Annotated in this window: 25 protein-coding genes; 7 read left to right on the forward strand and 18 right to left on the reverse strand. The window is 69.5% G+C overall.

Annotated elements, in window-relative coordinates; translation table 11 throughout:
• Positions 1 to 137: 137 nt before the first annotated feature.
• Entirely contained in the window at positions 138 to 506 is a 369-nt protein-coding gene (locus ACIBL3_RS18330) for a hypothetical protein (RefSeq protein WP_396354582.1), read from the reverse strand.
• 8 nt (positions 507 to 514) lie between these two features.
• Entirely contained in the window at positions 515 to 1,477 is a 963-nt protein-coding gene (locus tag ACIBL3_RS18335; protein ID WP_396354583.1) for an EamA family transporter, read from the reverse strand.
• Between the two features lie 68 nt (positions 1,478 to 1,545).
• Here ACIBL3_RS18335 and ACIBL3_RS18340 point away from each other — a divergent pair, with 68 nt between their 5' ends.
• Positions 1,546 to 2,400, forward strand: coding sequence for a LysR family transcriptional regulator (locus ACIBL3_RS18340; RefSeq protein ID WP_396354584.1), 855 nt, complete (start codon positions 1,546 to 1,548; stop codon positions 2,398 to 2,400).
• Here the strand turns inward: ACIBL3_RS18340 and ACIBL3_RS18345 are convergent.
• Genes ACIBL3_RS18345 through pyrR form a run of 9 tightly spaced genes read right to left on the reverse strand, consistent with a single transcriptional unit; the run spans position 2,397 to position 13,009 of the window.
• On the reverse strand, positions 2,397 to 3,407 hold the full coding sequence (locus ACIBL3_RS18345; RefSeq protein ID WP_396354585.1) for a DUF4037 domain-containing protein: 1,011 nt from the start codon (positions 3,405 to 3,407) through the stop codon (positions 2,397 to 2,399). The two genes, ACIBL3_RS18340 and ACIBL3_RS18345, sit on opposite strands and share 4 nt — an antisense overlap.
• A 19-nt stretch (positions 3,408 to 3,426) precedes the next feature.
• The gene (gene pyrF, locus ACIBL3_RS18350; RefSeq protein WP_396354586.1) at positions 3,427 to 4,263 is read right to left on the reverse strand and encodes an orotidine-5'-phosphate decarboxylase; all 837 of its coding nucleotides are present in this window, start codon (positions 4,261 to 4,263) and stop codon (positions 3,427 to 3,429) included.
• A complete protein-coding gene (locus ACIBL3_RS18355; RefSeq protein WP_396354587.1) occupies positions 4,260 to 5,276 on the reverse strand; it encodes a quinone-dependent dihydroorotate dehydrogenase in 1,017 nt (338 codons plus the stop codon). Before ACIBL3_RS18355 ends, pyrF begins: the two co-directional genes overlap by 4 nt.
• Positions 5,269 to 8,574, reverse strand: a complete 3,306-nt coding sequence (gene carB / locus ACIBL3_RS18360) for a carbamoyl-phosphate synthase large subunit (RefSeq protein WP_396354588.1) — start codon at positions 8,572 to 8,574, stop codon at positions 5,269 to 5,271. Before carB ends, ACIBL3_RS18355 begins: the two co-directional genes overlap by 8 nt.
• Positions 8,574 to 9,707, reverse strand: a complete 1,134-nt coding sequence (gene carA, locus ACIBL3_RS18365) for a glutamine-hydrolyzing carbamoyl-phosphate synthase small subunit (protein WP_396354589.1) — start codon at positions 9,705 to 9,707, stop codon at positions 8,574 to 8,576. The genes carB and carA overlap by 1 nt, the downstream gene beginning before the upstream one ends.
• Positions 9,704 to 10,198: a hypothetical protein gene (locus tag ACIBL3_RS18370; RefSeq protein ID WP_396354590.1), complete on the reverse strand. Its 495-nt coding sequence runs from the start codon at positions 10,196 to 10,198 to the stop codon at positions 9,704 to 9,706. Before ACIBL3_RS18370 ends, carA begins: the two co-directional genes overlap by 4 nt.
• Positions 10,195 to 11,487 carry a dihydroorotase gene (locus ACIBL3_RS18375; protein WP_396354591.1) on the reverse strand — a complete coding sequence of 431 codons (1,293 nt, stop codon included), beginning with the start codon at positions 11,485 to 11,487 and terminating at the stop codon, positions 10,195 to 10,197. The genes ACIBL3_RS18370 and ACIBL3_RS18375 overlap by 4 nt, the downstream gene beginning before the upstream one ends.
• Positions 11,484 to 12,419, reverse strand: a complete 936-nt coding sequence (locus ACIBL3_RS18380; RefSeq protein ID WP_396354592.1) for an aspartate carbamoyltransferase catalytic subunit — start codon at positions 12,417 to 12,419, stop codon at positions 11,484 to 11,486. Before ACIBL3_RS18380 ends, ACIBL3_RS18375 begins: the two co-directional genes overlap by 4 nt.
• Positions 12,419 to 13,009, reverse strand: a complete 591-nt coding sequence (gene pyrR, locus ACIBL3_RS18385; protein ID WP_360530432.1) for a bifunctional pyr operon transcriptional regulator/uracil phosphoribosyltransferase PyrR — start codon at positions 13,007 to 13,009, stop codon at positions 12,419 to 12,421. Before pyrR ends, ACIBL3_RS18380 begins: the two co-directional genes overlap by 1 nt.
• A 205-nt stretch (positions 13,010 to 13,214) precedes the next feature.
• Here pyrR and ACIBL3_RS18390 point away from each other — a divergent pair, with 205 nt between their 5' ends.
• Positions 13,215 to 13,727 carry a transcriptional regulator gene (locus tag ACIBL3_RS18390; RefSeq protein ID WP_396354593.1) on the forward strand — a complete coding sequence of 171 codons (513 nt, stop codon included), beginning with the start codon at positions 13,215 to 13,217 and terminating at the stop codon, positions 13,725 to 13,727.
• A gap of 295 nt (positions 13,728 to 14,022) precedes the next feature.
• Here the strand turns inward: ACIBL3_RS18390 and nusB are convergent, their stop codons facing one another.
• Both nusB and efp read right to left on the reverse strand, forming a co-directional pair.
• Complete coding sequence (gene nusB, locus ACIBL3_RS18395) at positions 14,023 to 14,433, reverse strand: transcription antitermination factor NusB (protein WP_360530426.1); 411 nt, start codon at positions 14,431 to 14,433, stop codon at positions 14,023 to 14,025.
• 26 nt (positions 14,434 to 14,459) lie between these two features.
• Positions 14,460 to 15,023: an elongation factor P gene (gene efp, locus ACIBL3_RS18400; RefSeq protein WP_396354594.1), complete on the reverse strand. Its 564-nt coding sequence runs from the start codon at positions 15,021 to 15,023 to the stop codon at positions 14,460 to 14,462.
• 154 nt (positions 15,024 to 15,177) lie between these two features.
• On the opposite strand from efp, the gene ACIBL3_RS18405 reads away from it, so the two are divergent.
• Positions 15,178 to 15,864, forward strand: a complete 687-nt coding sequence (locus ACIBL3_RS18405) for a hypothetical protein (RefSeq protein WP_396354595.1) — start codon at positions 15,178 to 15,180, stop codon at positions 15,862 to 15,864.
• Here the strand turns inward: ACIBL3_RS18405 and ACIBL3_RS18410 are convergent.
• Positions 15,848 to 16,735: a LysR family transcriptional regulator gene (locus ACIBL3_RS18410; protein WP_396354596.1), complete on the reverse strand. Its 888-nt coding sequence runs from the start codon at positions 16,733 to 16,735 to the stop codon at positions 15,848 to 15,850. The two genes, ACIBL3_RS18405 and ACIBL3_RS18410, sit on opposite strands and share 17 nt — an antisense overlap.
• 88 nt (positions 16,736 to 16,823) lie before the next feature.
• On the opposite strand from ACIBL3_RS18410, the gene ACIBL3_RS18415 reads away from it, so the two are divergent.
• On the forward strand, positions 16,824 to 17,528 hold the full coding sequence (locus tag ACIBL3_RS18415; RefSeq protein ID WP_396354597.1) for an alpha/beta hydrolase: 705 nt from the start codon (positions 16,824 to 16,826) through the stop codon (positions 17,526 to 17,528).
• Between the two features lie 42 nt (positions 17,529 to 17,570).
• The gene (locus tag ACIBL3_RS18420; RefSeq protein ID WP_396354598.1) at positions 17,571 to 17,891 is read left to right on the forward strand and encodes an alpha/beta fold hydrolase; all 321 of its coding nucleotides are present in this window, start codon (positions 17,571 to 17,573) and stop codon (positions 17,889 to 17,891) included.
• Here ACIBL3_RS18420 and fxlM read toward each other — a convergent pair whose 3' ends face one another.
• Complete coding sequence (gene fxlM / locus ACIBL3_RS18425) at positions 17,892 to 19,091, reverse strand: methyltransferase, FxLD system (protein WP_396354599.1); 1,200 nt, start codon at positions 19,089 to 19,091, stop codon at positions 17,892 to 17,894.
• A 4-nt stretch (positions 19,092 to 19,095) separates the two neighbouring features.
• Positions 19,096 to 19,593, reverse strand: a complete 498-nt coding sequence (locus ACIBL3_RS18430; RefSeq protein WP_396354600.1) for a MarR family winged helix-turn-helix transcriptional regulator — start codon at positions 19,591 to 19,593, stop codon at positions 19,096 to 19,098.
• Between the two features lie 73 nt (positions 19,594 to 19,666).
• Between ACIBL3_RS18430 and ACIBL3_RS18435 the strand changes: the two genes are divergently transcribed.
• Entirely contained in the window at positions 19,667 to 20,605 is a 939-nt protein-coding gene (locus ACIBL3_RS18435; RefSeq protein WP_396354601.1) for an EamA family transporter, read from the forward strand.
• A complete protein-coding gene (locus tag ACIBL3_RS18440; protein WP_396354602.1) occupies positions 20,524 to 21,138 on the forward strand; it encodes an NAD(P)-dependent oxidoreductase in 615 nt (204 codons plus the stop codon). Before ACIBL3_RS18435 ends, ACIBL3_RS18440 begins: the two co-directional genes overlap by 82 nt.
• A gap of 4 nt (positions 21,139 to 21,142) precedes the next feature.
• Here the strand turns inward: ACIBL3_RS18440 and ACIBL3_RS18445 are convergent, their stop codons facing one another.
• Together ACIBL3_RS18445 and aroQ are read right to left on the reverse strand one after the other, a co-directional pair.
• Positions 21,143 to 21,811: a LuxR C-terminal-related transcriptional regulator gene (locus ACIBL3_RS18445; RefSeq protein ID WP_396354603.1), complete on the reverse strand. Its 669-nt coding sequence runs from the start codon at positions 21,809 to 21,811 to the stop codon at positions 21,143 to 21,145.
• Between the two features lie 173 nt (positions 21,812 to 21,984).
• Positions 21,985 to 22,428, reverse strand: a complete 444-nt coding sequence (aroQ, locus tag ACIBL3_RS18450; RefSeq protein ID WP_396354604.1) for a type II 3-dehydroquinate dehydratase — start codon at positions 22,426 to 22,428, stop codon at positions 21,985 to 21,987.
• Positions 22,429 to 22,492: the final 64 nt, after the last annotated feature.

Consider the following 22,492-nt stretch of genomic DNA (forward strand, 5'->3'; position numbering starts at 1 on the left):
TCCTCGGGGGTGCTGGCCCCGACGCTACAACTGGTGATCAAACCATCCGAAACGGATACTTTCCGCACTCATCCGGTCCCTGAACGTGCGGCGGGCCGGGTGCCGCCTGCGCACCCGGCCCGTCATGACGCCGTCGATCAGGAGTCGATGGTGACCTTGCAGGTGTCCTTGGCCTGCTTGCTGATCGCCTCGAACGCCGGGGCGATCTTCTCGCCGTCGCTCTTGGCCAGCTCGGTGAGCTTGCCGGTGTCGCCGTCCGCGTCCTTCGCCTTCTCGGCGTAGTCGATGACGATCTTCCAGTCGTCCTTCAGGTCGTCCGGCGCCGACTTCGAGACCTTCTTGGCCTCAGAGAGCATCTTGTCGACCGCATCGGCGTTCTTGATGTCGAGATCCTTCGTCGACTCGGCGAAGGTCTTCAACTCGCCGCAGTAGTCGCCGCCCGAGCACGCCGTCAACGTCCCGACGCTCAATGTCACTACCGCCGCGAGGGCCGCAACCTTACGCATTCCGTTCCTTACTGTTCCGCGGGGAGAACGGCTCTCCCTCTCGCTCCGCAACCCTCCCGAACGCCAGGGTCACCGGCGCGCAGGGCACGCCGTGAAGAACGTCGCACCCGTGGACTGGAACCGCGCTGTGATGTCCCGCGTCGTCCGGCCGACAACGCCACCGCGTTGGCGCCCACGATCACGCCGATGGCCAGCCAGTCGAGCGAGCCGAGGCGCTGGTCGAGCACCACCAGGCCGACCAGCGCGGCGAGCACCGGGTTCACGCTCATGAAGACCCCGAAGAACTGCGCCGGCACCCGCCGCAGCGTGAGCAGATCGACGAGGAAGGGTACGGCGGACGACAGCACGCCGGCGGCGACGGCGTACGCGAGCGTGGTCGGCGTCGGTCGGTGGTGCCAGAGCGCCCAGATGCCGACCGGCACGTACGCCAGCCCGGACACCGCAGCGGCAGCCCCAACGCCCTCTACGCCGGTGAACTCCCGGCCCATGCGGCGGTTCAGCAGGATGTACGACGCCCAGCAGACAGCCGCCAGCAGTCCGAACCCGATGCCCAGGTAGTCCGTGGTCGCCTGCGGACGGGTCAGCAGTACGACGGCAGGCGCAACAGCCAATGCACACAGCAAGTCGAGCACCCGCCGGGAGCCGAGCAACGCGACCGCCAACGGACCCAGGAACTCCAGCGTCACCGCCAGCCCGAGCCCGACCCGGTCGATCGCGGTGTACAGCGACAGGTTCATCACCGCGAACACCAAGGCCAACCCGATCACCAGCCGCCACTGCCGGGCCGAGATCGCGCGCAGCTGCGGCCGCCCGACCGCGAGCAGCACGACAGCGGCGATCCACTGCCGGACCGCCACCACCCCGACCGGCCCGATCACCGGGAACGCCAACGCACCCACGGACGCACCCACCTGCGTCGACAGCCCGCTGCCGAGCATCATCACCACACCGCTCATCCGATCCTTGCGCATGCTTCGAGAGTCGGTCCGCCGGCCGTCGCGGCAAAATGCACCAGCGGCCGCATCTATACGCTGGAGTCATGGATGTGGAGCTCCGGCAGTTGCGCTGCCTGGTCGCGATCGTGGACGCGGGGACGTTCACGGATGCGGCGATCGAGTTGAAGGTGTCGCAGGCCGCGGTCTCGCGGAACCTGCTCGGCCTCGAGCAGGCACTCGGCGTGCGGCTGCTGCATCGGACCAGCCGGACGATCACCCCGACGACTGCCGGTGTCCAGGTGCTCGCCCGGGCCCGGCAGGTGCTGGCCGAGGTGGACGAGTTGGTGCGGGAGGCAACGACGGGGCACACCCGGTTGCGGGTCGGTCATGCCTGGTCGGCGGTCGGGCGGCACACGGCCGAGTTCCAGAAGCGCTGGGCGAGCGAGCACCCCGACGTCGAGCTGCAGCTCGTCCGGACCAACACGGCGACCGGCGGACTGGCCGAAGGGCTGTGCGATCTGGCCATCGTCCGGTCCCACGTCGACCTAAGGCGCTTCGCTCACACGACAGTCGCGACTGAACCGAGGTACTGCGCTCTGGCCACCGACGACCCGTTGGCGAAGAAGCGCACCCTCACCCTGGACCAACTCCGCGATCGGCGGCTGGCGATCGACCGCCGTACCGGAAGCACGACCGCGGACCTGTGGCCGGAAGGCGCCCGGCCGGAGTTCGAGTACACCAACGACGTCGACGACTGGCTCGCCGCGATCGCCGCCGGACGGTACGTCGGCCTGACCCCGCAGGCGACCGTCACGCAGTACCGCCGCGACGGGGTTGTCTACCGCCCGGTCCGCGACGCGCCGCCGGTCGACGTCCACCTCATCTGGCACCGCGAGGACCCACACCCGGCGACCCCTGCCGCAGTCGACCTGATCACGAGCCTGTACCGGAACCGCTAGTCGAACAGCGCCACCACGCGGCGGCGGTCCCGGGCCGCCCACAGGACGTTCCGGACCTGGTCGATCCCGCCGACCGGCCAGCGTTCCGCGATCCGCCGTACCTCTGGGTCCTTGATCTCGGCCAGCAGCGCCCCCGGGAAGTCTCCCCAGACCACCTTGAACGGCCGGTTCCACAGCTGCTCGGTCCCGGTCGTCACGGGCGCGGTGATCTCCCGCCGGTTGTGCAGCTCGGCCACACCCGAGTACGCCGCCATCAACGCTTCCTCACGCTGCTGCCACGACTCGGTCCGCAGCACCTTGCCGAACAGCGGCGCCAGCTCGTCCGCGCACGGTAGGCGGGCGAACGCCGTACCGAACCACTTCGAGTACGGCGCGTACTGCCGCTCGATCAGGAAGCACAGCCGCATCAGGTCCTGCACGAGCTGCGCGCCGATCAGCGCCGACCCGAGCTCGTCCCCGACGGACCCGGTTCGGCCAGCCAGGTTGGTCTCCGGATGGACCCGCCACCAGGCCGCGATCTGGAGGTAGAGCCAGACGTCGCGCGGGTAGTACGCGAACCGGTCGCGGACCGCCTGCAGGCCCACCTGGTCGTGGAAGACCGCGCCGGCGGTAAGCATCCGCAGGTGCTGCTCCGGGAAAGTGAACCAATCCCGCGGTGCGATCTCGCTCTCCACGTCGAAGTCCAACTGCTCCAGGAAGTAGCCCCGGACGGTGTGCACCGCGAACTGCGTCGCGCGGTCCGCGAACTCGGCGGGGACGTCCCGGCGCAGCACCTCGTCGAGCGCGGCGCCGTGCCGGGTCCGGTCCTCCTTGCGCAGGAACAGCTCGACCCGTGGCTCCCAGTTGTGGTCGCCCGACATCTCGTCGTCGAACCCCAGCACCTCCGAGCCCCGGCCCAGTACGGCGGCGGCGTACGGCAGACCGGAGCACGACGCCGCGATCGCGGGCGCGACCGCCTCGGTATAGAACCGCCGGCTCAGCTCAAGGCCGGGCACGAAAGCACTCATACCGAGAACGGTACGGCGCTCAGTAGCCCAGGACCGCCCGGTAGGCGTCGACGGCCCGATCGGCCGCGTCCCGCAGGGCAGCCGCCGACGGGCCGGCGCCGAGAATCTCCCGCGAGCTGGCCGGTACGACGTTCCGCACCGCCGACCCGAAGACCGCGACCAGCCCCTCGGCCGTGCCGCCCTGGGCGCCCAGCCCAGGTGCCAGGAGCGGACCGTTGATGTCGAGGTTCTCGTCGGTCGAGTCGATGGTCGCTCCGACCACGGCGCCGAACGAGCCCAAGCCAGTGCTGTCGGCATTGAGCGAGCGCAGGCCGTCGAGTACGGCGCCCGCCACGGTCGGACCCGCGACGGTCCGCGCGGACTGGAACTGCGGGCCCTCCGGGTTCGACGTCAGCGCGAGCACGAACAGCCCCGCACCGGCGGCCCGCGCCTCGTCGATGGCCGGCTGCAACGACCCGAACCCGAGGTACGGGCTGACCGTCAGCGCGTCACACGCCAGCGGCCCCTTCTCCGCCAGGTACGCCGACGCGTACCCGGCCATCGTCGACCCGATGTCACCGCGCTTCGCGTCGATGATCACCAGCGCCCCCGCGTCCCGCAGCCGGCTCGTCGCCTGCTCCAGGACCGCGATCCCCGCGGACCCGAACCGCTCGAAGAACGCCGACTGCGGCTTGAACACCGCGACCCGGTCGGCCAGCGCGTCCACCACGCCGTACGTGAACGAGGCCAGGCCTTCCGGGGTGTCCGGCAGGTCCCAGGCGTCCAGCAGGTGCGCGTGCGGGTCGATCCCGACGCACAGCGGCCCGCGCGTGTCCATCGCGGACCGCAGCCGGGCACCGAAAGGTTGATTGCTCATGGCAAGCTCCTGTTGATGCGGCGGACCAGCCCGGGCCCGCGGTAGATGAGACCGGTGTAGAGCTGGACCAGGCTGGCGCCGGCGTCGATCAGCCGCACCGCGTCGGTCGGCTCGAGGATGCCGCCGACCCCGATGATCGGCAGCGCTCCCCCGGTCTCCGCGTGGATGTGCGCGACGGTCTTGGCCGCGATCTCGGTCAGCGGCCGCCCGGACAGCCCGCCCGTCTCGCCCGCCAGCGGATGGTCCGAGACGCCAGGCCGGCCGATGGTCGTGTTGGTGGCGATGATCCCGGCGATCCCGACCTCGGTGCAGACGCCGAGCAGCTCGTCGATCGCCGACGCGGTCAGGTCCGGCGCGATCTTCACCAGAATCGGCTTGCCGGCCATGCCGCCGACACTCAGCGCGGCAGCTTCGTCATGAAGCGCGGTCAGCAGCTCCCGGAGGTGGCCGGCGTCCTGGAGCGACCGCAGCCCGGGCGTGTTCGGCGACGACACGTTGACTGCGAAGTAGTCGCCGTACCGGTAGAGCCGGCGCAGCGAGGTCACGTAGTCCTCGACCGCGTCCTCGATCGGCGTGATCTTCGACTTGCCGATCGAGATTCCCAGCGGGTACCCGAGCGGTCCGTACGCCGCGAGCCGGGCGGCCAGCGCCTCCGAGCCGAGGTTGTTGAACCCCATCCGGTTGATGACCGCCTCGTGCTCGACCAACCGGAAGAGCCGGGGCTTCTCGTTCCCGGGTTGCGCGTGGGCGGTGACCGTGCCCACTTCCACGAACCCGAAGCCGAGTGCTCGCCAGGACCGCAGCGCGATCCCGTTCTTGTCCATGCCCGCGGCAAGTCCGACCGGCGACGGGAAGCGGACGCCGAAGACCGTCCGCTCCGGGCCCAGCGGCAACCGGGACAGCCCGGGGGCGCGGCTGAGCAGTCGCAGACCCTGCAAGGTCCGCTCGTGCGCTACCTCCGCGTCCCCTCGCCCCAGCCGGAAGAGCACCGGCCGGACGACCCGCCTATACACCCCGGATCCTCGACACCCAGTCCTGCAGCGACCGGACGCCGATGTCCCCGGCCTGCTGAGCCTCGATACCCTGTACGGCGGCCGCCAGCCCCTGCACCGTGGTGATGCACGGGATGTTGCGCGCGACCGCCGCAGTCCGGATCTCGTACCCGTCCAGTCGCGGCGAACCGCCCTGGGTGATGCCGATCGGGGTGTTGACGATCAGTTGGAGCTCACCGTCCTGGACCATCTGCACGATCGTCGGCTCGCCGTTCGGGCCTGGTCCCTGGCTGCTCTTGCGGACCGTGACCGCCTCGACACCGTTGCGCCGCAGCACGTCCGCCGTACCTTCGGTCGCGTAGATCTGGAAGCCCAGGTCGGCCAGCCGCTTCACCGGGAAGATCATGTGCCGCTTGTCCCGGTTCGCCACCGACACGAACACCTTGCCGGAGCCGGGCAGCGGCTGTGAGGCCGCCGCCTGCGACTTGGCGAACGCCGTGCCGAAGGTGTCGTCGCAGCCCATCACCTCGCCGGTCGAGCGCATCTCCGGTCCGAGCACGGTGTCCACCGACCGGCCGTCGACGGTCCGGAACCGGTTGAACGGCATCACGGCTTCCTTCACCGCGATCGGCGTCGAGGTCGGCAGCGTGCCACCGTCGCCCTCGGCCGGAAGCATGCCCTCGGCCCGCAGTTCGGCGACCGTCGACCCGAGCATCACCCGGGCCGCCGCCTTCGCCAGCGGGGTCGCGGTCGCCTTGGACACGAACGGCACGGTCCGGGACGCCCGCGGGTTCGCCTCCAGTACGTAGAGCACGTCACCGGCGAGCGCGTACTGCACGTTCAGCAGACCGCGTACGCCGACACCGCGAGCGATCGCCTCGGTCGACTGGCGGATCTTCTCGATGTCCGCATTCCCGAGCGTGATCGGCGGCAGCGCGCAGGACGAGTCACCGGAGTGCACACCGGCTTCCTCGATGTGCTCCATCACGCCGCCGAGGAAGAGCTCCTCGCCGTCGAACAGCCCGTCCACGTCGATCTCGACCGCGTCGTCCAGGAACCGGTCGATCAGCACCGGGTGCTCCCAGGACCCGAACCCGCCGCTCAGCCGCTCCAGCGCAGCGGTGAGCTCGGCCGAGCTGTACACGATCTCCATGCCCCGTCCGCCGAGCACGTACGACGGCCGCACCAGCACCGGGAAGCCGATCTCCAGGGCCACCCCGTGCGCCTCGTCGGCCGACATCGCCGTACCGTGCTTCGGCGCCGGCAGCGACGCGTCCGCGAGCACCTTCCCGAACGCGCCCCGCTCCTCGGCCAGGTGGATCGCCTCGGGCGACGTGCCGACGATCGGCACACCGGCGTCCGCGAGCCGCTGTGCCAGGCCCAGCGGCGTCTGGCCGCCGAGTTGCACGATCACTCCGGCGACCGGGCCGGCCTGCAGCTCGGCGTACACGATCTCGAGCACGTCCTCACAGGTGAGCGGCTCGAAGTACAGCCGGTCGGAGGTGTCGTAGTCGGTCGAGACCGTCTCCGGGTTGCAGTTCACCATCACCGTGCAGTAGCCGGCCTCGCGCAGCGCCATCGACGCGTGCACGCAGGAGTAGTCGAACTCGATCCCCTGCCCGATCCGGTTCGGCCCGGACCCGAGGATCAGCACGGCCGGAGTCTCCCGCGGTGCGACCTCGGTCTCCTCGTCGTACGACGAGTAGTGGTACGGCGTCTCGGCCTTGAACTCGGCCGCACACGTGTCGACCGTCTTGTAGACCGGCCGGATCCCGAGCGCCTGCCGGACACCCCGGACGACGTCCTCGGTCAGCCCGCGGATCTCGGCCAGCTGCAGGTCGGAGAAGCCGTGCCGCTTGGCCAGCCTCAGCACCTCCGGAGTGAGCCGGGGCGCGGCCGCGACCTGCAGCGCGGTCTCGTGGATCAGGTAGAGCTGGTCCACGAACCAGGGGTCGATCTTGGTGTTGTCGAAGATCTGCTCCGGCGTCGCACCCGCCCGGATCGCGTCCATGATCGTCCGCAGCCGGCCGTCGTGCGGCGTCTTGATCTGCTCGAGCAACGGCTCCAGCTCGGTCGCGGGCGAGCCGGCCCAGGAGAACCGGGCCTCCGGCTTCTCCAGCGAGCGCAGCGCCTTCTGCAGCGCCTCGGTGTAGTTCCGGCCGATCGCCATCGCCTCGCCGACGCTCTTCATGTGCGTGGTCAGGGTGGCGTCCGCGGCCGGGAACTTCTCGAACGCGAACCGCGGCACCTTCACCACCACGTAGTCCAGCGTCGGCTCGAAGCTGGCCGGCGTCTGCCGGGTGATGTCGTTCGGGATCTCGTCCAGGGTGTAGCCGATCGCGACCTTGGCGGCGATCTTGGCGATCGGGAAGCCGGTCGCCTTCGACGCCAGCGCCGACGACCGGGACACCCGCGGGTTCATCTCGATCACGATCAGCCGGCCGTCGGCCGGGTTCACCGCGAACTGGATGTTGCAGCCGCCGGTGTCGACGCCGACCTCGCGGATGATGCCGATGGCCAGGTCCCGCATCACCTGGTACTCGCGGTCGGTCAGGGTCATCGCCGGGGCGACCGTGACCGAGTCGCCGGTGTGCACGCCCATCGGGTCGACGTTCTCGATCGAGCAGATGATCACGACGTTGTCGGCCTTGTCGCGCATCACCTCCAGCTCGTACTCCTTCCAGCCGAGGATCGACTCCTCGATCAGCACCTCGGTGGTCGGGCTGGCGTGCAGGCCGGCGCCGGCGATCCGGCGCAGATCCGCCTCGTCGTACGCCATCCCGGAACCGACGCCGCCCATCGTGAACGACGGCCGCACCACCAGCGGGTAGCCGAGCTCGGCAGCCGCGCCGAGCACGTCGTCGATGGTGTGGCAGATCCGCGACCGGGCCACGTCGGCCCCGAGCTTCTCGACGATCTGCTTGAACGACTCCCGGTTCTCACCGCGCTGGATCGCGTCGACCGACGCGCCGATCAGCTCCACGCCGTACTTCTCCAGTACGCCGTTGTCGTGCAGGGCGATCGCCGCGTTCAGCGCGGTCTGGCCGCCGAGGGTGGCCAGCAGCGCGTTCGGCCGCTCCTTCTCGATCACCTTCTCGACGTACTCCGGGGTGATCGGCTCGACGTAGGTGGCGTCGGCGAACTCCGGGTCGGTCATGATCGTGGCCGGGTTGGAGTTCACCAGGACGACCCGGAACCCCTCCTCCTTGAGCACCCGGCAGGCCTGGGTCCCGGAGTAGTCGAACTCGCAGGCCTGGCCGATCACGATCGGGCCGGACCCGATCACCAGCACGGACTCGATGTCATTGCGACGTGGCATCAGGCCCGTCCTTCCATCAGTTCGACGAACCGGTCGAACAGGTACGCGGAGTCGTGCGGACCCGCGGCTGCCTCCGGGTGGTACTGGACCGAGAAGGCCAGCACGCGGCCGTCCTTGCCGGTCAGGCGGAGTCCCTCGACCACGTTGTCGTTCAGGGAGACGTGGCTGACCTCGGCCACGCCGTACGGGGTCTCGACCGTCTCCTCGAGCGGAGCGTCCACCGCGAACCCGTGGTTCTGCGCGGTGATCTCGACCTTGCCGGTGGCCCGGTCGAGCACCGGCTGGTTGATGCCGCGGTGCCCGTACTTGAGCTTGAAGGTGCCGAGCCCGAGGGCCCGGCCGAACACCTGGTTGCCGAAGCAGATCCCGAAGTACGGCTTGTTGCGCTCCAGCAGCCGCTTGAGCAGCTCGGTCGGGTGCTCGGTGGTCTCCGGGTCGCCGGGACCGTTGCTCATGAAGACGCCGTCGGGGTTGCGGGCGAGGATCTCGTCCAGCGTGGCGGTGGCCGGCAGCACGTGCACCTCGATACCGCGCTCGGCCATCCGCTTCGGCGTCATCGACTTGATCCCCAGGTCGAGCGCGACGACGGTGAACCGCTTCGTGCCTTCGGCGGGGACGACGTACGGCTCGAAGGTGGTCACCTCGGTGGCGAGGTCGGCGCCGACCATCGGCGGCTGCTGCAGCACCTTGGCCAGCAGGGCCTCCGGGTCGAGGATCTCGGTGGAGATCCCGGCCCGCATCGCGCCGCGCTCGCGCAGGTGCCGGGTGAGCGCCCGGGTGTCGATGCCGGAGATCCCGACGATGCCCTGGGACTTCAGCTGGTCGTCCAGCGAGCGCGTGGCCCGCCAGTTCGACGGCACCCGGGCCGGGTCGCGGACGACGTACCCCGCGACCCAGATCTTCTGCGACTCGTCGTCCTCGTCGTTGATGCCGGTGTTGCCGATGTGCGGCGCGGTCTGGGTGACGATCTGCCGGTGGTACGACGGGTCGGTCAGCGTCTCCTGGTAGCCGGTCATCCCGGTGGAGAACACCGCCTCGCCGAACGTCTCGCCGGTCGCCCCGTACGACGTCCCCGCGAAGCTGCGGCCGTCCTCCAGGACCAGCAAAGCTGGATGATGGGCAGGCTGGCTCATGTCTGCTCGGCTCCGATCAGGGTCGAGATGGAATCGGTCAAGGGGGCGGTGTCCGCCTTCCGGCGGGGCCGGAACCCGGTGTCGAGCTCGCGGCCGTCGTGGTTCCAGGTGACCACCACCAGGCCGGACTTCTCCGCGGTCACCTTGCCGGCGATCCCGCGGTCGGTCCGGACACCGGTCAAGTGGTCAGCGGGGATGAAGACATCCGCCGCGCCCTGCCGATGGAAGATCAGGCCGGCCTCACTGACGGCCAGGTCCGCAGTGCTGCGGACGCCCAGTTCGTGCACGGCGATCCGGTCCATCCAGTCGCCGGCCGAGGTGGTGGCGACGTAGATGCCCTCCACGCCTCTGGTCTTGTCGTCGACCGGCACCGCTGGGAGCGGTGCGAGGTCGACCTGACGGGCCTGGCGGTTCCGCCAGCCCCGGTACATCGCAAAGTAGCCCGCCGCGATCACCAGCAGCGTGCCGAGAATGCCCAGGAAGGCCTTCACCGGGCGAGCTTCCCGTCCAGCACAGTCGGTGTGCCGCGCAGGAAGGTCGCCACCACCTGGCCCGGCAGCGTCATCCCGTCGAACGGCGTGTTCCGCGACAGCGACGCGGACTCGCCCGGTACGACGGTCCGCTCGGCCGACGGGTCGACCAGGACCAGGTTGGCGGCAGCGCCGGCTTCCAGTGGGCCGCCGTGATCGGTCACCTGGCCGATCTCGGCCGGGCGGTGGCTCATCCGGTCGGCCACGTCGGACCAGGTCATCAGGTTGGTGTCGATCATCGCGTGCTGAACCACGCTCAGCGCCGTCTCCAGGCCGAGCATGCCGAACGCCGCGGCGCTCCACTCGCAGTCCTTGTCCTCGACCGGGTGCGGCGCGTGGTCGGTGGCGACGATGTCGATGGTGCCGTCGGCGAGGCCCTCGCGGACCGCCTCGACGTCCTCCTTGGTCCGCAGCGGCGGGTTCACCTTGAAGACCGGGTTGTAGGAGGCGGCCAGGTCCTCGGTCAGCAGCAGGTGGTGCGGGGTGACCTCGGCGGTCACCTCGAACCCGCGCTTCTTCGCCGCCCGGACGATCTCCACCGAGCCCTTGGTGGACAGGTGGCAGATGTGCAGCTTCGAGCCGACGTGCGCGTTCAGCAGGATGTCGCGGGCGATGATCGCCTCCTCGGCGACACTCGGCCAGCCGGTCAGACCGAGGACGCCGGACAGCGCGCCCTCGTTCATCTGCGCGCCCTGGGTGAGCCGCGGCTCCTGCGCGTGCTGCGCGATCACGCCGCCGAAGGCCTTCACGTACTCCAGCGCCCGGCGCATCAGCGCGGCGTCCCAGACACAGTCGCCGTCGTCGGAGAACACCCGGACCCGGGCCGCCGAGTCCGCCATCGCGCCGAGCTCGGCGAGCTGCGTGCCCTTCCGGCCGACCGTGACCGCGCCGATCGGGAAGACGTCGGCGTACCCGGCGTCGCGACCGAGGCGCCAGACCTGCTCGACGACACCGGCGGTGTCGGCGACCGGATCGGTGTTGGCCATCGCGAAGACGGCGGTGAACCCGCCCAAAGCGGCGGCCCGGGTGCCGGTGAGCACGGTCTCGGCGTCCTCACGACCGGGCTCGCGCAGGTGCGTGTGCAGGTCGACCAGACCCGGCAGCGCGATCAGGCCCTTGGCGTCGATCGTCTCGGCGTCGGCCGGCGCTTCGAGATTGGCGCCGACAGCAACGATCTCGCCGTTGTCGATCAGCAGATCCGCCGCCTCACCGCCCAGGACCTTGGCTCCGGTGATCAGGAAGGCGGTCATGCGTTCGACTCCTCGTCGTTGGTTCCGGACAGCAAGAGGTAGAGGACCGCCATCCGGATGGCGACCCCGTTGGTGACCTGCTCGACGATGACCGAGCGGGTCGAGTCGGCGACCTCGGCGCTGATCTCCATGCCGCGGTTCATCGGGCCGGGGTGCAGCACGATCGCCTCGTCCGGCAGCTGCGCCATCCGGTGCACGTCGAGGCCGTAGCGGCGGGTGTACTCGCGGGCGCTCGGGAAGTACGCGTCGTTCATCCGCTCCCGCTGGACCCGCAGCATCATCACCGCGTCGCTCTTCGCCAGGTTCGCGTCCAGGTCGTACGACGTGACGCACGGCCAGTTGCGCATGTCGACCGGGAGCAGCGTCGGCGGCGCGACCACGGTCACCTCGGCGCCCAGCGTGGACAGCAGCAGTACGTTCGACCGGGCCACCCGGGAGTGCAGGACGTCGCCGACGATCGTGATCCGGCGGCCTTCGAGCGAGCCGAGGTGGCGGCGCATCGTGAACGCGTCCAGCAGCGCCTGGGTCGGGTGCTCGTGGGTGCCGTCACCGGCGTTGACCACCGAGCCGGTCATCCAGCCCGACGTGGCCAGCAGGTGCGGCGCGCCGGACGAGCCGTGCCGGCAGACGACGCCGTCGGCACCCATCGCCTGCAGGGTGAGCGCGGTGTCCTTCAGGCTCTCACCCTTGCTGACGCTCGAGCCCTTGGCGGAGAAGTTGATCACGTCGGCCGACAGCCGCTTGGCGGCCGCCTCGAACGAGATCCGGGTCCGGGTGGAGTCCTCGAAGAACAGGTTCACCACGGTCCGGCCGCGCAGCGCCGGCAGCTTCTTGATCGGCCGGTCGGCCAGCGACCGCATCTCCTCGGCCGTGTCGAGGATCAGGTTGGCCTCGTCCCGGCTCAGGTCGCCCGCACTGAGTAGATGCCTCATCACGCCCCCACCTTCGTCTTGTCGGCCGTCTTGTCCGCGATCAGCACCGCGTCCTGGTCGTCGTACTCGGTCAGGTGCACGGTGACCCGCTCGACCAGCGAGGTGGGCAGGTTCTTGCCCACGTAGTCGGCGCGGATCGGCAGCTCGCGGTGGCCGCGGTCGACCAGGACCGCGAGCTGGACGGCGCGCGGGCGGCCGATGTCGCCGATCGCGTCCAGCGCGGCCCGGATGGTGCGGCCGGAGAACAGCACGTCGTCGACCAGGACGACGACCTTGCCGTCGATCCCGTCCGCCGGGATGTCGGTGTGTTCCAGGCCCCGGGGTGGCTTGAGACCGATGTCGTCGCGGTACATCGTCACGTCGAGTGACCCTGTCGGCACGCTCTGCCCCTCGACCGCCGCGATCCGGGCCGAGATGCGGGCGGCGAGCGGGACGCCGCGGGTGGGGATGCCGAGCAGGACCACTGGGTCGGCACCACGGTTGCGCTCGAGGATCTCGTGCGCGATCCGGGTCAGTGCCCGGGAAATGTCGGAAGCGTCCAGGACCGTGCGGCTGCCGCGTTTGGGCGCGCCGTCGTGGGCATGGCTCATCGCTACCGTTCCTCCTTTCCCGCCTCTCTGGACGGGTCTTTAAAGGACGTTCGGACCGCTTGACATCGTATCGGAAGTGACACGCCGTCTTGACGCTGGCCTCGCGCCCGGAATATTGTTACTCTGTGTAACCGAGGGGGGTTTCACCTACCGGACCGTTCCGGCGGGCCGGACATGACGAAACTAGTCGGAGGGAAGAACCAGCGTGCCTAGCGAATACGCGAAGACACTGGGTGGCAAGTTGCGCGCCATCCGCCAGCAGCAAGGGCTGTCGCTGCACGGCGTGGAAGAGAAGTCCAAGGGTCGCTGGAAAGCGGTCGTCGTCGGCTCGTACGAGCGTGGCGATCGAGCCGTCACGGTCCAGAAGCTCGCGGAGCTCGCCGATTTCTACGGTGTGCCCATCCGTGAGCTCCTGCCCGGATCCGCCAGCGCGGCTGCCGCGGCTGCCGCTCCGCCCCGGTTGATCCTCGACCTGGAGGCCCTGCAACACCTCGACGCGAGCGAGGCCGGTCCGCTGACGCGGTACGCGGCCACGATCCAGGCTCAGCGCGGGGACTACAACGGCAAGGTGTTGTCGATCCGGCAGGACGACATGCGGACCCTCGCCGTGATCTACGACGAGTCGCCGACGACTCTGACCGAGCGCTTCATCTCCTGGGGTGTGCTGAACCCGGAGGCGAAGGGCGAGGTCGAGGAGTCCGAGGCAGCCGGCGCCTGATCGGAGGCAGCAGAGACGGTCGGGGCTCGTAGCAGCTGGCCCGCGGCCGCCCGCCTCCTCCATAACCGAACAGAGCAGGACCCAAGCACGACCCACGCAGTACGACGCAACACCGCGGCGGGAACCACCTCACCCGCTGCACGAGGCCGGGGTCGCTTCCCCGCGCCGACCACCACCCGGGACGCCGAGCTGGCCCGGACCGTACCGAGACGGTACCGGGCCACGATGACTCGAAGGACTTCCTGGCCGAAACACCCCGAGAGGGCGCGGCCCGCCAGGCGCCGGCTCTACTTCCTCAGACGCCCAGCGTGGGCTTGAGCTGCAGCAGTCTCGCCAGCAGCCCGTTCACGAACGCCGGCGACTCGTCGGTGGACAGGTCCCGCGCCAGCGCGACCGCCTCGCTCACCGCGACCACGTCCGGAACCTGGTCGTCGAACAGCAGCTCGTAGCTTCCGATCCGCAGGATGTTGCGGTCCACGGCCGGCATCCGGTCCAGCGACCAGCCGACCGAGTGAGTCTCCAGCAGGTCGTCGATCACGTCGATGTGCTTCGCGACACCCTCGACCAGCGCCACGGTGAACTCGTTCACCGGCGGGTCGTTGTCGGCCACCCGGTCGGCCAGGGTGCCGCCGACCGGCAGGCCCCTGACCTCCGACTCGAACAGCACGTCCAGTGCGCGCTTGCGGGCCTTGCTACGGGCAGACATGTTCTGTTGTCAGCTCTCTCGAGGCCTCAGGAGGTGACGCGGCCGAGGTAGTCCCCGGTGCGGGTGTCGACCTTGACCTTCTCGCCCGTGGTCAGGAACAGCGGGACCTGGATGGTGTAGCCGGTCTCCAGCTTGGCCGGCTTGGTGCCACCGGTGGACCGGTCGCCCTGCAGTCCGGGCTCGGTGTACTCCACGACGAGCTCGACCGAGGCCGGGAGCTCGACGTACAGCGGCAGGTCGTCGTGCACCGCGACGATGGCGTCCTGGTTCTCCAGCAGGAAGTGCGCGGCGTCGCCGACCGTGTCGGGCTGGATCTGCAGCTGGTCGTAGGTGGACTTGTCCATGAACACGTACGCCGAGCCGTCGTTGTACAGGTAGGTCATGTCGCGCTTGTCGACGGTCGCGACCTCGACCTTGACGTCCGCGTTGAAGGTCTTGTCGACCACCTTGCCGGACAGCACGTTCTTCAGCTTGGTCCGGACGACGGCGCCGCCCTTGCCGGGCTTGTGGTGCTGGAACCAGACGACGGACCACAGCTGCCCGTCCAGGTCGAGCACCATGCCGTTCTTGAGGTCGTTCGTCGTTGCCACGCGGATATGCCCTTCGAAATCGATCAGCGGTAACACCGGATTGTAGCGGTCACCTGCCCTTTCCTCCGATTCCGCGACCGCGGGCGACAACCGGCGGCCCCTGCGGGCCTTAGGCTGGCAACCCGAGGGACGGCCGGACCGACGGAGGCAGCCGATGCTGGAGTTCGCGATCTTCGTCATCGTCATGATCGTGGTCAGCGTGGTGGGGAAGATCAAGAAGGACGCGTCCGGCGGCGCCAAGAACCCGAACGCCCGCGTCCAGAAGCTGATCGAGCAGGTCCAGAGCCAGTACGGCGGCCAGCCGACGCAGGTCCACGGCCAGTACGGGGCCAACCAGTACGGGGCCAACCAGTCCGCGACTCCCCCGCCGTACCAGCCTCAACAGCAGTTGTCGTCGCAGTGGCTGCCGTCGTACGGACCGCCGCAGGGGCACCGCCCGCCGCAGCACAACCTGCCGTCGCCCCGGCAGGACACCGACAACCGGGTGCGGGAGCTGATGAACGCGGGCAACGAGGTGGCCGCCATCCGACTGCTGTGCGACGAGCAGGACATGGGCATCCTCGAGGCGCAAGAGCACGCCCGCGCCCTGGTCGCCCCCGCCCAGTCGTCGCAGTCCAAGCCGACCGTCACCCCTACGCCCCCGCCCGCACCCGAGGAAGAGGAGACCAGGTACGCTGGCTCAGCCGCCTTCGCCGAGTCGATCTTCGACCTGGACCGCGACGAAGACACCTGGGCCAGCGGCTGGGTCGACACCCCCGACCCCGAAGACCGCACCGACATCGAAGAACTCTGGCAAACAGTCACCAACCCACCCCGCCCCGGGACTACGCCGAACGGCTGACCGCGGCAACGAAGTTGCGCACTACCGGGCTGGTCGCGCCGGCCCGGTGTGCGATCGCGAGATGGACCACTCGCGTCGCCGGGCTCAGCGAGCGGAACACCGCACCAGGCCGTGGGCTGTGCTTCATCGACGCCGGCACGAGCGACACCCCCAGCCCAGCGGCGACGAGCGCGACGATCGTCTGCATCTGCACCGCCTCCTGCGCGATCACCGGCGTGAAGCCCGCATCGGCGCAGTACCTCAGGATCTGGTCGTGCAGCCCGGGCCCTAGTGCACGCGGGAACAACACGAACGGCTCCTCCGCGAGATCCCGCACCGCGACAACTCTCTGCCGCGCCCTTGGATGATCGTCGGGTACGACGGCAACCAGACGCTCGGCGCCGATCGGTTCCACCACGAGCCCTGCGGCCTCCGCCTCAGGCAGCGGCGGGCGCAGCAGTCCGATGTCGAGTCCGCCGTCGCGCAACGCGTGCACTTGCTGCATTGTCGTCAGCTCACGTAACCGCAACCTGACTTCGGGGTACCGCTGCCGGAAGTCGCGCAGTGCTCGCGGCAGCAACTGGTTCGTGGCCGAGCCGACGAAGCCGAGCGCCAACTGGCCCGACTCACCGCGCCCCGCCTGCCGGGTCACCTGCTCGGCGGCCCGAGCCGCGCCGAGCAGGTCCCGTGCCGCCGGATACAAGGCCTCGCCGGCTGCGGTGAGCCGCACTTTCCGGCTGTCGCGATCGAAGAGTACGACGCCGAGGTCGCCTTCCAGCGCCTTGATCTGCTGGCTCAGCGGCGGCTGCCGGATCCCGAGCCGTACGGCGGCCCGCCCGAAGTGCAACTCCTCGGCGACCGCGACGAAGTAGCGCAGATGTCTCAGCTCCACGAGCTCAACGATAGGGCTTGCCTATTGATTGGGTCGGTTCGCGCTATCACGCATATCGATCTCGCAACCGCGGCAGCAGAATCGCGGCATGCGTCGCCTGCTCACCGCCTTGTTCACCGTCCTCACAGCTGTCGCCGGCTCCGTGACCGTGCCCGATCGGGTGCGGGACGTCGTCCGGACGGATTTCCATGTCACCAGCGATCCCGGCGTACGGATCGCCGTCCGTGAGTTGCGTCCCGGGAGGCCGACGGAGAGACCTCCGGTGCTGCTCCTGCATGGCGCACGGGTTCCAGGGATCGCCAGCTTCGATCTGCCGGTCGCGGGTGGATCACTGGCCGCCGACCTCGCCGCCGCCGGGCACCGGGTCTACATCATGGACGCGCGGGGATACGGGGCCTCCACGCGTCCGTCGGCGCTGTCGCAGCCGCCCGAACAGAACGCGCCGGCGGTCCGCTCGTCGGACGTCGTACGTGACATCGCGGGCGTCGTCGAGAACATCACCAAGCGCACGCGACAGCGCCAGGTCGCCCTGCTCGGCTGGGCGACCGGCGGCCATTGGCTCGGCCAGTACGCCGCCGCGAATCCCAGCCGGGTCAGTCACCTCGTGCTCTACAACTCGCTGTACGGCCCGCTCGATGGGCATCCGACGCTGGGCAGGGGCAGCGACAACGAGGACCCGCGCCACCCCGGCCGATTCAACTCCGCCCGGTACGGCGCCTACCGCCTGAGTACCGCGGCCAGCTTGCTCCCGTCGTGGGACAACAGCATCCCGGTCGAGGACAAGACCGCGTAGCGCGATCCCGAGGTCGTCGCGTCGTACCTGAAGACTGCGATGGTGTCGGACCCGACGAGCAGTACGCGCACCCCCGCCAGCTTCCGTGCGCCGTCCGGTGCGATGGAGGACAGTTTCTACCTCGCCACCGGTCGCCAACTCTGGGACGCGAGCCTCATCACCGCGCGCACGCTGATCCTCCGCAGTGAGTACGACTTCTGGAGCCGGCCAGGCGACGTCGCACTTCTCACGGACCACCTCGTCCATGCGAAGACTGTGCGCTCAGTGCGCTTGGCCGAGGCAACCCACTACGCCCACCTCGATCGCGCCGAGCGCGGCCGAGCTCAGTTCCTCACTGAAGTGCGCAGCTTCCTCGCGACCTGACTATTCAGGCCAGGTGACCAGGAAGCAGCCGTGGCGGCGGGTGATCTGGAAGCCGTCTGGTACGGCGGTGCCGGTCGAGTGCACCTGGAAGGCCGGGCCTGGGCCGTGTCGGTGGTGGGCGGCCCAGAGGCGGACCTGGTCGGACATGTGTTCCATCAAGGCCCGTGCGTCCGGGCCATGTCCGTTGACCCCGAGTTCCACGAAGGTTGCCGGACGGCGCCGGGCAGGGCATGAGGTCAGGTAGGCGACGCTGTCGTGGGTCGTCATGGCGGCCGCGCCCCAGCGCGGGACCGGGGCGACCGTCTGCACGGATCGGTCCGCGAACAGGATGCAGTACCCGGGCAAGGTCGCCGCGAGCCACAGGTTGAGGTCGGACAGCGGCTCCTCGCGCTTCATCACGACACCCGACCAGACCTGTCCACGCGGCTCGTCGAGCACACCGACGTACGGGTGCGCCTCGCTCTCCTGGTCCTCGTCGAAGCCGACGTAGACCTCGTCACCCGCGATCTGCACGACCCGCTCGTAGTTCGCCCCGGCGCCCTGCATGCACACGAAGCCGCACAGCGTCGTCGACCGGCTCTCCAGGTGGTCACCCACCCGGTCGAACGCGATCGACCGCGTCTGCCCCCGAAGCCGCAGTGGTACGACGAGGCGCCCGCCGGGCCGGAGCTGGTTCATCCACGCCGACGCGACGTCCCACGCCGTCACGGTCACCACGATCCGGTCGTACGGCGCGTCCTCCGGTACCCCGAACTCGCCGTCCGCGCGGACCACCCGGACATCGTCGTACCCGGCCTCCGCCAGCAGCGCGCGGGCCCGGTCGGTGACCTCGGAATCGATGTCGACCGTGGTCACCGAGCCCGTCGGCCCGGTCAGCTCGCGCATCAGGGCCGCGTTGTAGCCGCCGGATCCGATCTCGAGGACGCGGTCACCGGGCTGGATCGCGGCCTGGCCGAGCATCAGCGCGACGATGCTCGGCTGCGACACCGAGCTGATCGTCACGCCGGCGTCGTTCTGCTTCATCAGCACGACGTCGTCGGCGTACGCCCGATTCAGTGGCGCGTGCGGCACGAACAGGTGCCGCGGCACGGTCCGGAACGCGGCTGCGACCCGCTCATCCCGAATGGACCCTTCGGCGACCAGATGCCGGGTCAGGGCTGCACGCAGCGACTCCGCCCGGAGCGCGTCGCGAGCACCCATGACCTCAGTCCCTCTTGTCCCCGAGGGACTCGAGCAGTGTCCGCAGGAGCTCCGCGAACCGCTCCCGCTCGGCCTCGGACAGCCCGGCCAGCAACTGGTTCTCGGTGTCGATGTGGGCCGGCAGCACCCGGTCGATCAGCTGCAGGCCTTCGTCGGTCAGCGTCACCCGGACACCGCGGCCGTCGGTCTCGCTGGGCTTCCGCGTGACCAGGCCGCGGGACTCCAGCCGGTCCAGGCGCTGGCTGATCGCGCCGGACGTCACCATCGACGAGCGCATCAGGCCGGCCGGGGTCAGGCTGTGCTCGGCGTTGCTCCGCCGCAAGGTCGCCAGGACGTCGAACGACGCACGGTCGAGGTCGTAGCGCGCGAAGTTGCGCCGCAGCTCGGTGTCGAAGAGCTGGCCGAGCCGGCTCACCCGGCCGACGATGCCCATCGGCGAGGCGTCCAGGTCCGGCCGCTGCTCGGCCCACTGCTCGAGCACCAGGTCGACGTGATCAGCCATAGTCCCAGCCTAGTCCCGGATTACTTAGCGATGAGGGATTGAAAGTAGCTTAGCGCTGAGATACTTTATCTTAGTGCTAAGCAATCGAGTCTCTCTTCTTCTGGTCACGGCGATCACGCCGCTGCTCTGGGGCACCACCTACTTGGTCACCACCGAGCTGCTGCCGCCGGGCCGTCCGTTGCTGGCCGCGGTGATCCGCGCACTGCCGGCTGGGCTGCTGCTCGTGGCGATCACCCGGACGCTCCCCCGCGGCAGCTGGTGGTGGCGCTCGCTGGTGCTCGGCACGCTCAACATCGGGGCGTTCTTCGCACTGCTGTTCGTCGGCGCCTACCGGCTGCCCGGTGGCGTTGCTGCGACAGTCGGAGCGATCCAGCCGCTGTTGGTCGCCGTACTGTCGACTGGTCTGCTGCGTGAGCGCCTGTCGACCCGGACCGTGCTCACGGCGATCGCTGGTGTGTTTGGCGTCGGTTTGCTGGTACTGCGAGCTGACGCGCGCCTCGACACCTTGGGTGTGGTCGCAGCGCTCGGCGGGGCGGTGGTGATGGCCTTTGGCGTCGTACTGAGCAAGCGGTGGACGTCTCCGGCTCCGCTGCTGGCGACCACCGGCTGGCAGCTCGTGGCAGGCGGTCTGGTCCTGCTGCCGGTCGCCTTCCTGGTCGAGGGCGCGCCGCCGGCGATGACCGCACACAACCTGCTCGGATATGGCTACTTGACGCTCATCGGGTCAGCCTTGGCCTATGCGCTGTGGTTCCGTGGGCTGCGCGCCCTGTCCCCCACGGACGTCACATTCCTCGGGCTGCTCAGCCCGGTGATGGCCACCCTGCTCGGCTGGCTCGCCCTCGACCAGCGCCTGACCACCGCTCAGCTCATCGGCGGCCTGATCGTCGTCGCCTCCCTCGTCACCGCCCAGATCAAACGAAAGGTCAACACGTGCGCATCCTCGTCTTCGGAGCCTCCGGTGCGGTCGGCAGCCGGGTCGCCCAAGAGGCCGTTGCCCGCGGCCACCAGGTGACCGGCGTCAGCCGTACGCCGACCGCCGTACACCTCCGGCGTGGTGACGCCACCGACCCATCCGATGTCGCGGCATTGAGCCAGGGCCACGACGTGGTCATCAGCGCAACGCGACCAGGCCCCGGCCAGGAGGACGAGCTCGTCCAGGCGGCCAAAGGGCTCCTGATCGGGCTGCGGCACAGCGGCGTACGGCTGATCCTGGTCGGTGGGGCGGCCGGTCTGGTCGATGGTCGCACCGGGCTGACCGTCATGGAGTCGCCGGACTTCCCGCCCGACTGGCGCCCGATCGCTGAGGCCTGCAACGAGCAACTCGAGTTGGTCCGTGCTGCGAGTGACGTGGACTGGACCTACGTGAGTCCGCCCGCCCTGCTCGAGCCAGGTACCCGCACCGGGAGCTACCGGCTCGGCACGGACCACCTCGTCACCGACGCCGCCGGCCGGTCGTCCATCTCGATGGAGGACTTCGCGATCGCCCTGGTCGACGAGGCCGAGCATCCGCGCCACGTGGGTGCTCGGTTCACCGTCGGCTACTAGGTACCTAGATCAGGCCTTCGCGTAGGGCGTAGGCGACGGCGTGGGAGCGGTTCTTCAGTTGCAGGCGGCTGGTCACGTCGTGCAGCACGTTCTTGACCGTGCGCTCCGAGTAGGACAGCTCACGGGCGATCTCCTGCGTGTCCTTGCCGTCGGCCACCAGCCGCAGTACCTGCGTCTCGCGGTCGGACAGCCCGGTGTGGGACAGCCCGCGGGGCGCCAGGACGTGCCGCTCCACCCGCGACACCTGACCGAGCAACCGGCCGAGCAGATCCGGCGGCAGACTGCCGTCACCCGCGGCGGCGGACTGCAAGAGGTGCACGATGCGGTCGGCCGTTGCCTCGGTACGCCGAAGCACACCAGAGACCCGCAGCTCGACCGCGGTCATCAACGCGTCGTCGTCGATCAGGCTGCCGATCAGCACGGTCCGGCGGCACCCCCGTTGCGTGGCCGACCGGAGCACGTGCATCGCCGCCGCGTCCAGCGAGTCGACGGCGATCAACGCGACCACTGGCGGGGCAGTGCGCTGATCAGTCGACTTGGCCTGGACCGACGCCAGGTCGGCGTCGGTGAGCAGAGCGATCTCCGGCCGCTGCCTCAGCGCGTGCAGCAACCCGAACTGCGACAGCGGGTCGAGGGCTTTCACCCAGACCGGAATACGTTGCTGCGTCGTCATACTCGTCACTCCCCCAGAGCGTTGATGAACGGAACGGACCGAATCCGTGGTCACACGAACCCCCAAAACCGTCGATTCCGATCGTGCGCCCGAACCTTCAGCCAGCCTTAAGACCGCTGACGGCCGGACCCCGGGCTGCCTACACCAACTAGATGCCCGAAAGGGCAGATTGGTTACGAGTCGGCGAGGGCGCTGATGGCGCGCAGGGCGAGCCGGTAGGAGTCGACGCCGAAGCCGGCGATCGTGCCGGTGGCGACGCCGGAGACGACGCTGTTGTGCCGGAACTCCTCGCGGGTGGCGGGGTTGGTGAGGTGGATCTCGATCAACGGCGCGGTGCGCTGGGCACAGGCGTCGCGCAGCGAGTACGAGTAGTGCGTGAACGCGGCCGGGTTGAGCACCACCGGCAGCTTCCCGTCGGCGGCCTCGTGCAGCCAGCCGACCAGCTCGGCCTCGTCGTCGGTCTGCCGCACCTCGACCTGCAGGCCGAGCTCGGCGCCGGTCTTCTCGCACTCCGCGACCAGGTCGGCGAAGGTCGTCGTACCGTACTTCTCCGGCTCCCGCGACCCCAGCCGCCCCAGGTTCGGCCCGTTCAGCACCAGCACGCGTCGTCCGCTCACAGAACCACCCTAGTGGAACCCTCGCGCAGCACGCCGCCGAACGGGACCTCACCAGCCCCCTCGG

Source organism: Kribbella sp. NPDC050124 (assembly GCF_044460355.1).
GTDB lineage: Bacteria > Actinomycetota > Actinomycetes > Propionibacteriales > Kribbellaceae > Kribbella.

Excerpts from the sequence above, each read along its gene's own strand:
- ACIBL3_RS18330 (WP_396354582.1), bottom strand. The coding sequence starts at position 506 with ATGCGTAAGGTTGCGGCCCTCGCGGCGGTAGTGACATTGAGCGTCGGG.
- ACIBL3_RS18335 (WP_396354583.1), bottom strand. The coding sequence starts at position 1,477 with ATGCGCAAGGATCGGATGAGCGGTGTGGTGATGATGCTCGGCAGCGGG.
- ACIBL3_RS18340 (WP_396354584.1), top strand. The coding sequence starts at position 1,546 with ATGGATGTGGAGCTCCGGCAGTTGCGCTGCCTGGTCGCGATCGTGGAC.
- ACIBL3_RS18345 (WP_396354585.1), bottom strand. The coding sequence starts at position 3,407 with ATGAGTGCTTTCGTGCCCGGCCTTGAGCTGAGCCGGCGGTTCTATACC.
- pyrF (WP_396354586.1), bottom strand. The coding sequence starts at position 4,263 with ATGAGCAATCAACCTTTCGGTGCCCGGCTGCGGTCCGCGATGGACACG.
- carB (WP_396354588.1), bottom strand. The coding sequence starts at position 8,574 with ATGCCACGTCGCAATGACATCGAGTCCGTGCTGGTGATCGGGTCCGGC.
- carA (WP_396354589.1), bottom strand. The coding sequence starts at position 9,707 with ATGAGCCAGCCTGCCCATCATCCAGCTTTGCTGGTCCTGGAGGACGGC.
- ACIBL3_RS18375 (WP_396354591.1), bottom strand. The coding sequence starts at position 11,487 with ATGACCGCCTTCCTGATCACCGGAGCCAAGGTCCTGGGCGGTGAGGCG.
- ACIBL3_RS18380 (WP_396354592.1), bottom strand. The coding sequence starts at position 12,419 with ATGAGGCATCTACTCAGTGCGGGCGACCTGAGCCGGGACGAGGCCAAC.
- pyrR (WP_360530432.1), bottom strand. The coding sequence starts at position 13,009 with ATGAGCCATGCCCACGACGGCGCGCCCAAACGCGGCAGCCGCACGGTC.
- nusB (WP_360530426.1), bottom strand. The coding sequence starts at position 14,433 with ATGTCTGCCCGTAGCAAGGCCCGCAAGCGCGCACTGGACGTGCTGTTC.
- ACIBL3_RS18405 (WP_396354595.1), top strand. The coding sequence starts at position 15,178 with ATGCTGGAGTTCGCGATCTTCGTCATCGTCATGATCGTGGTCAGCGTG.
- ACIBL3_RS18415 (WP_396354597.1), top strand. The coding sequence starts at position 16,824 with ATGCGTCGCCTGCTCACCGCCTTGTTCACCGTCCTCACAGCTGTCGCC.
- fxlM (WP_396354599.1), bottom strand. The coding sequence starts at position 19,091 with ATGGGTGCTCGCGACGCGCTCCGGGCGGAGTCGCTGCGTGCAGCCCTG.
- ACIBL3_RS18430 (WP_396354600.1), bottom strand. The coding sequence starts at position 19,593 with ATGGCTGATCACGTCGACCTGGTGCTCGAGCAGTGGGCCGAGCAGCGG.
- ACIBL3_RS18445 (WP_396354603.1), bottom strand. The coding sequence starts at position 21,811 with ATGACGACGCAGCAACGTATTCCGGTCTGGGTGAAAGCCCTCGACCCG.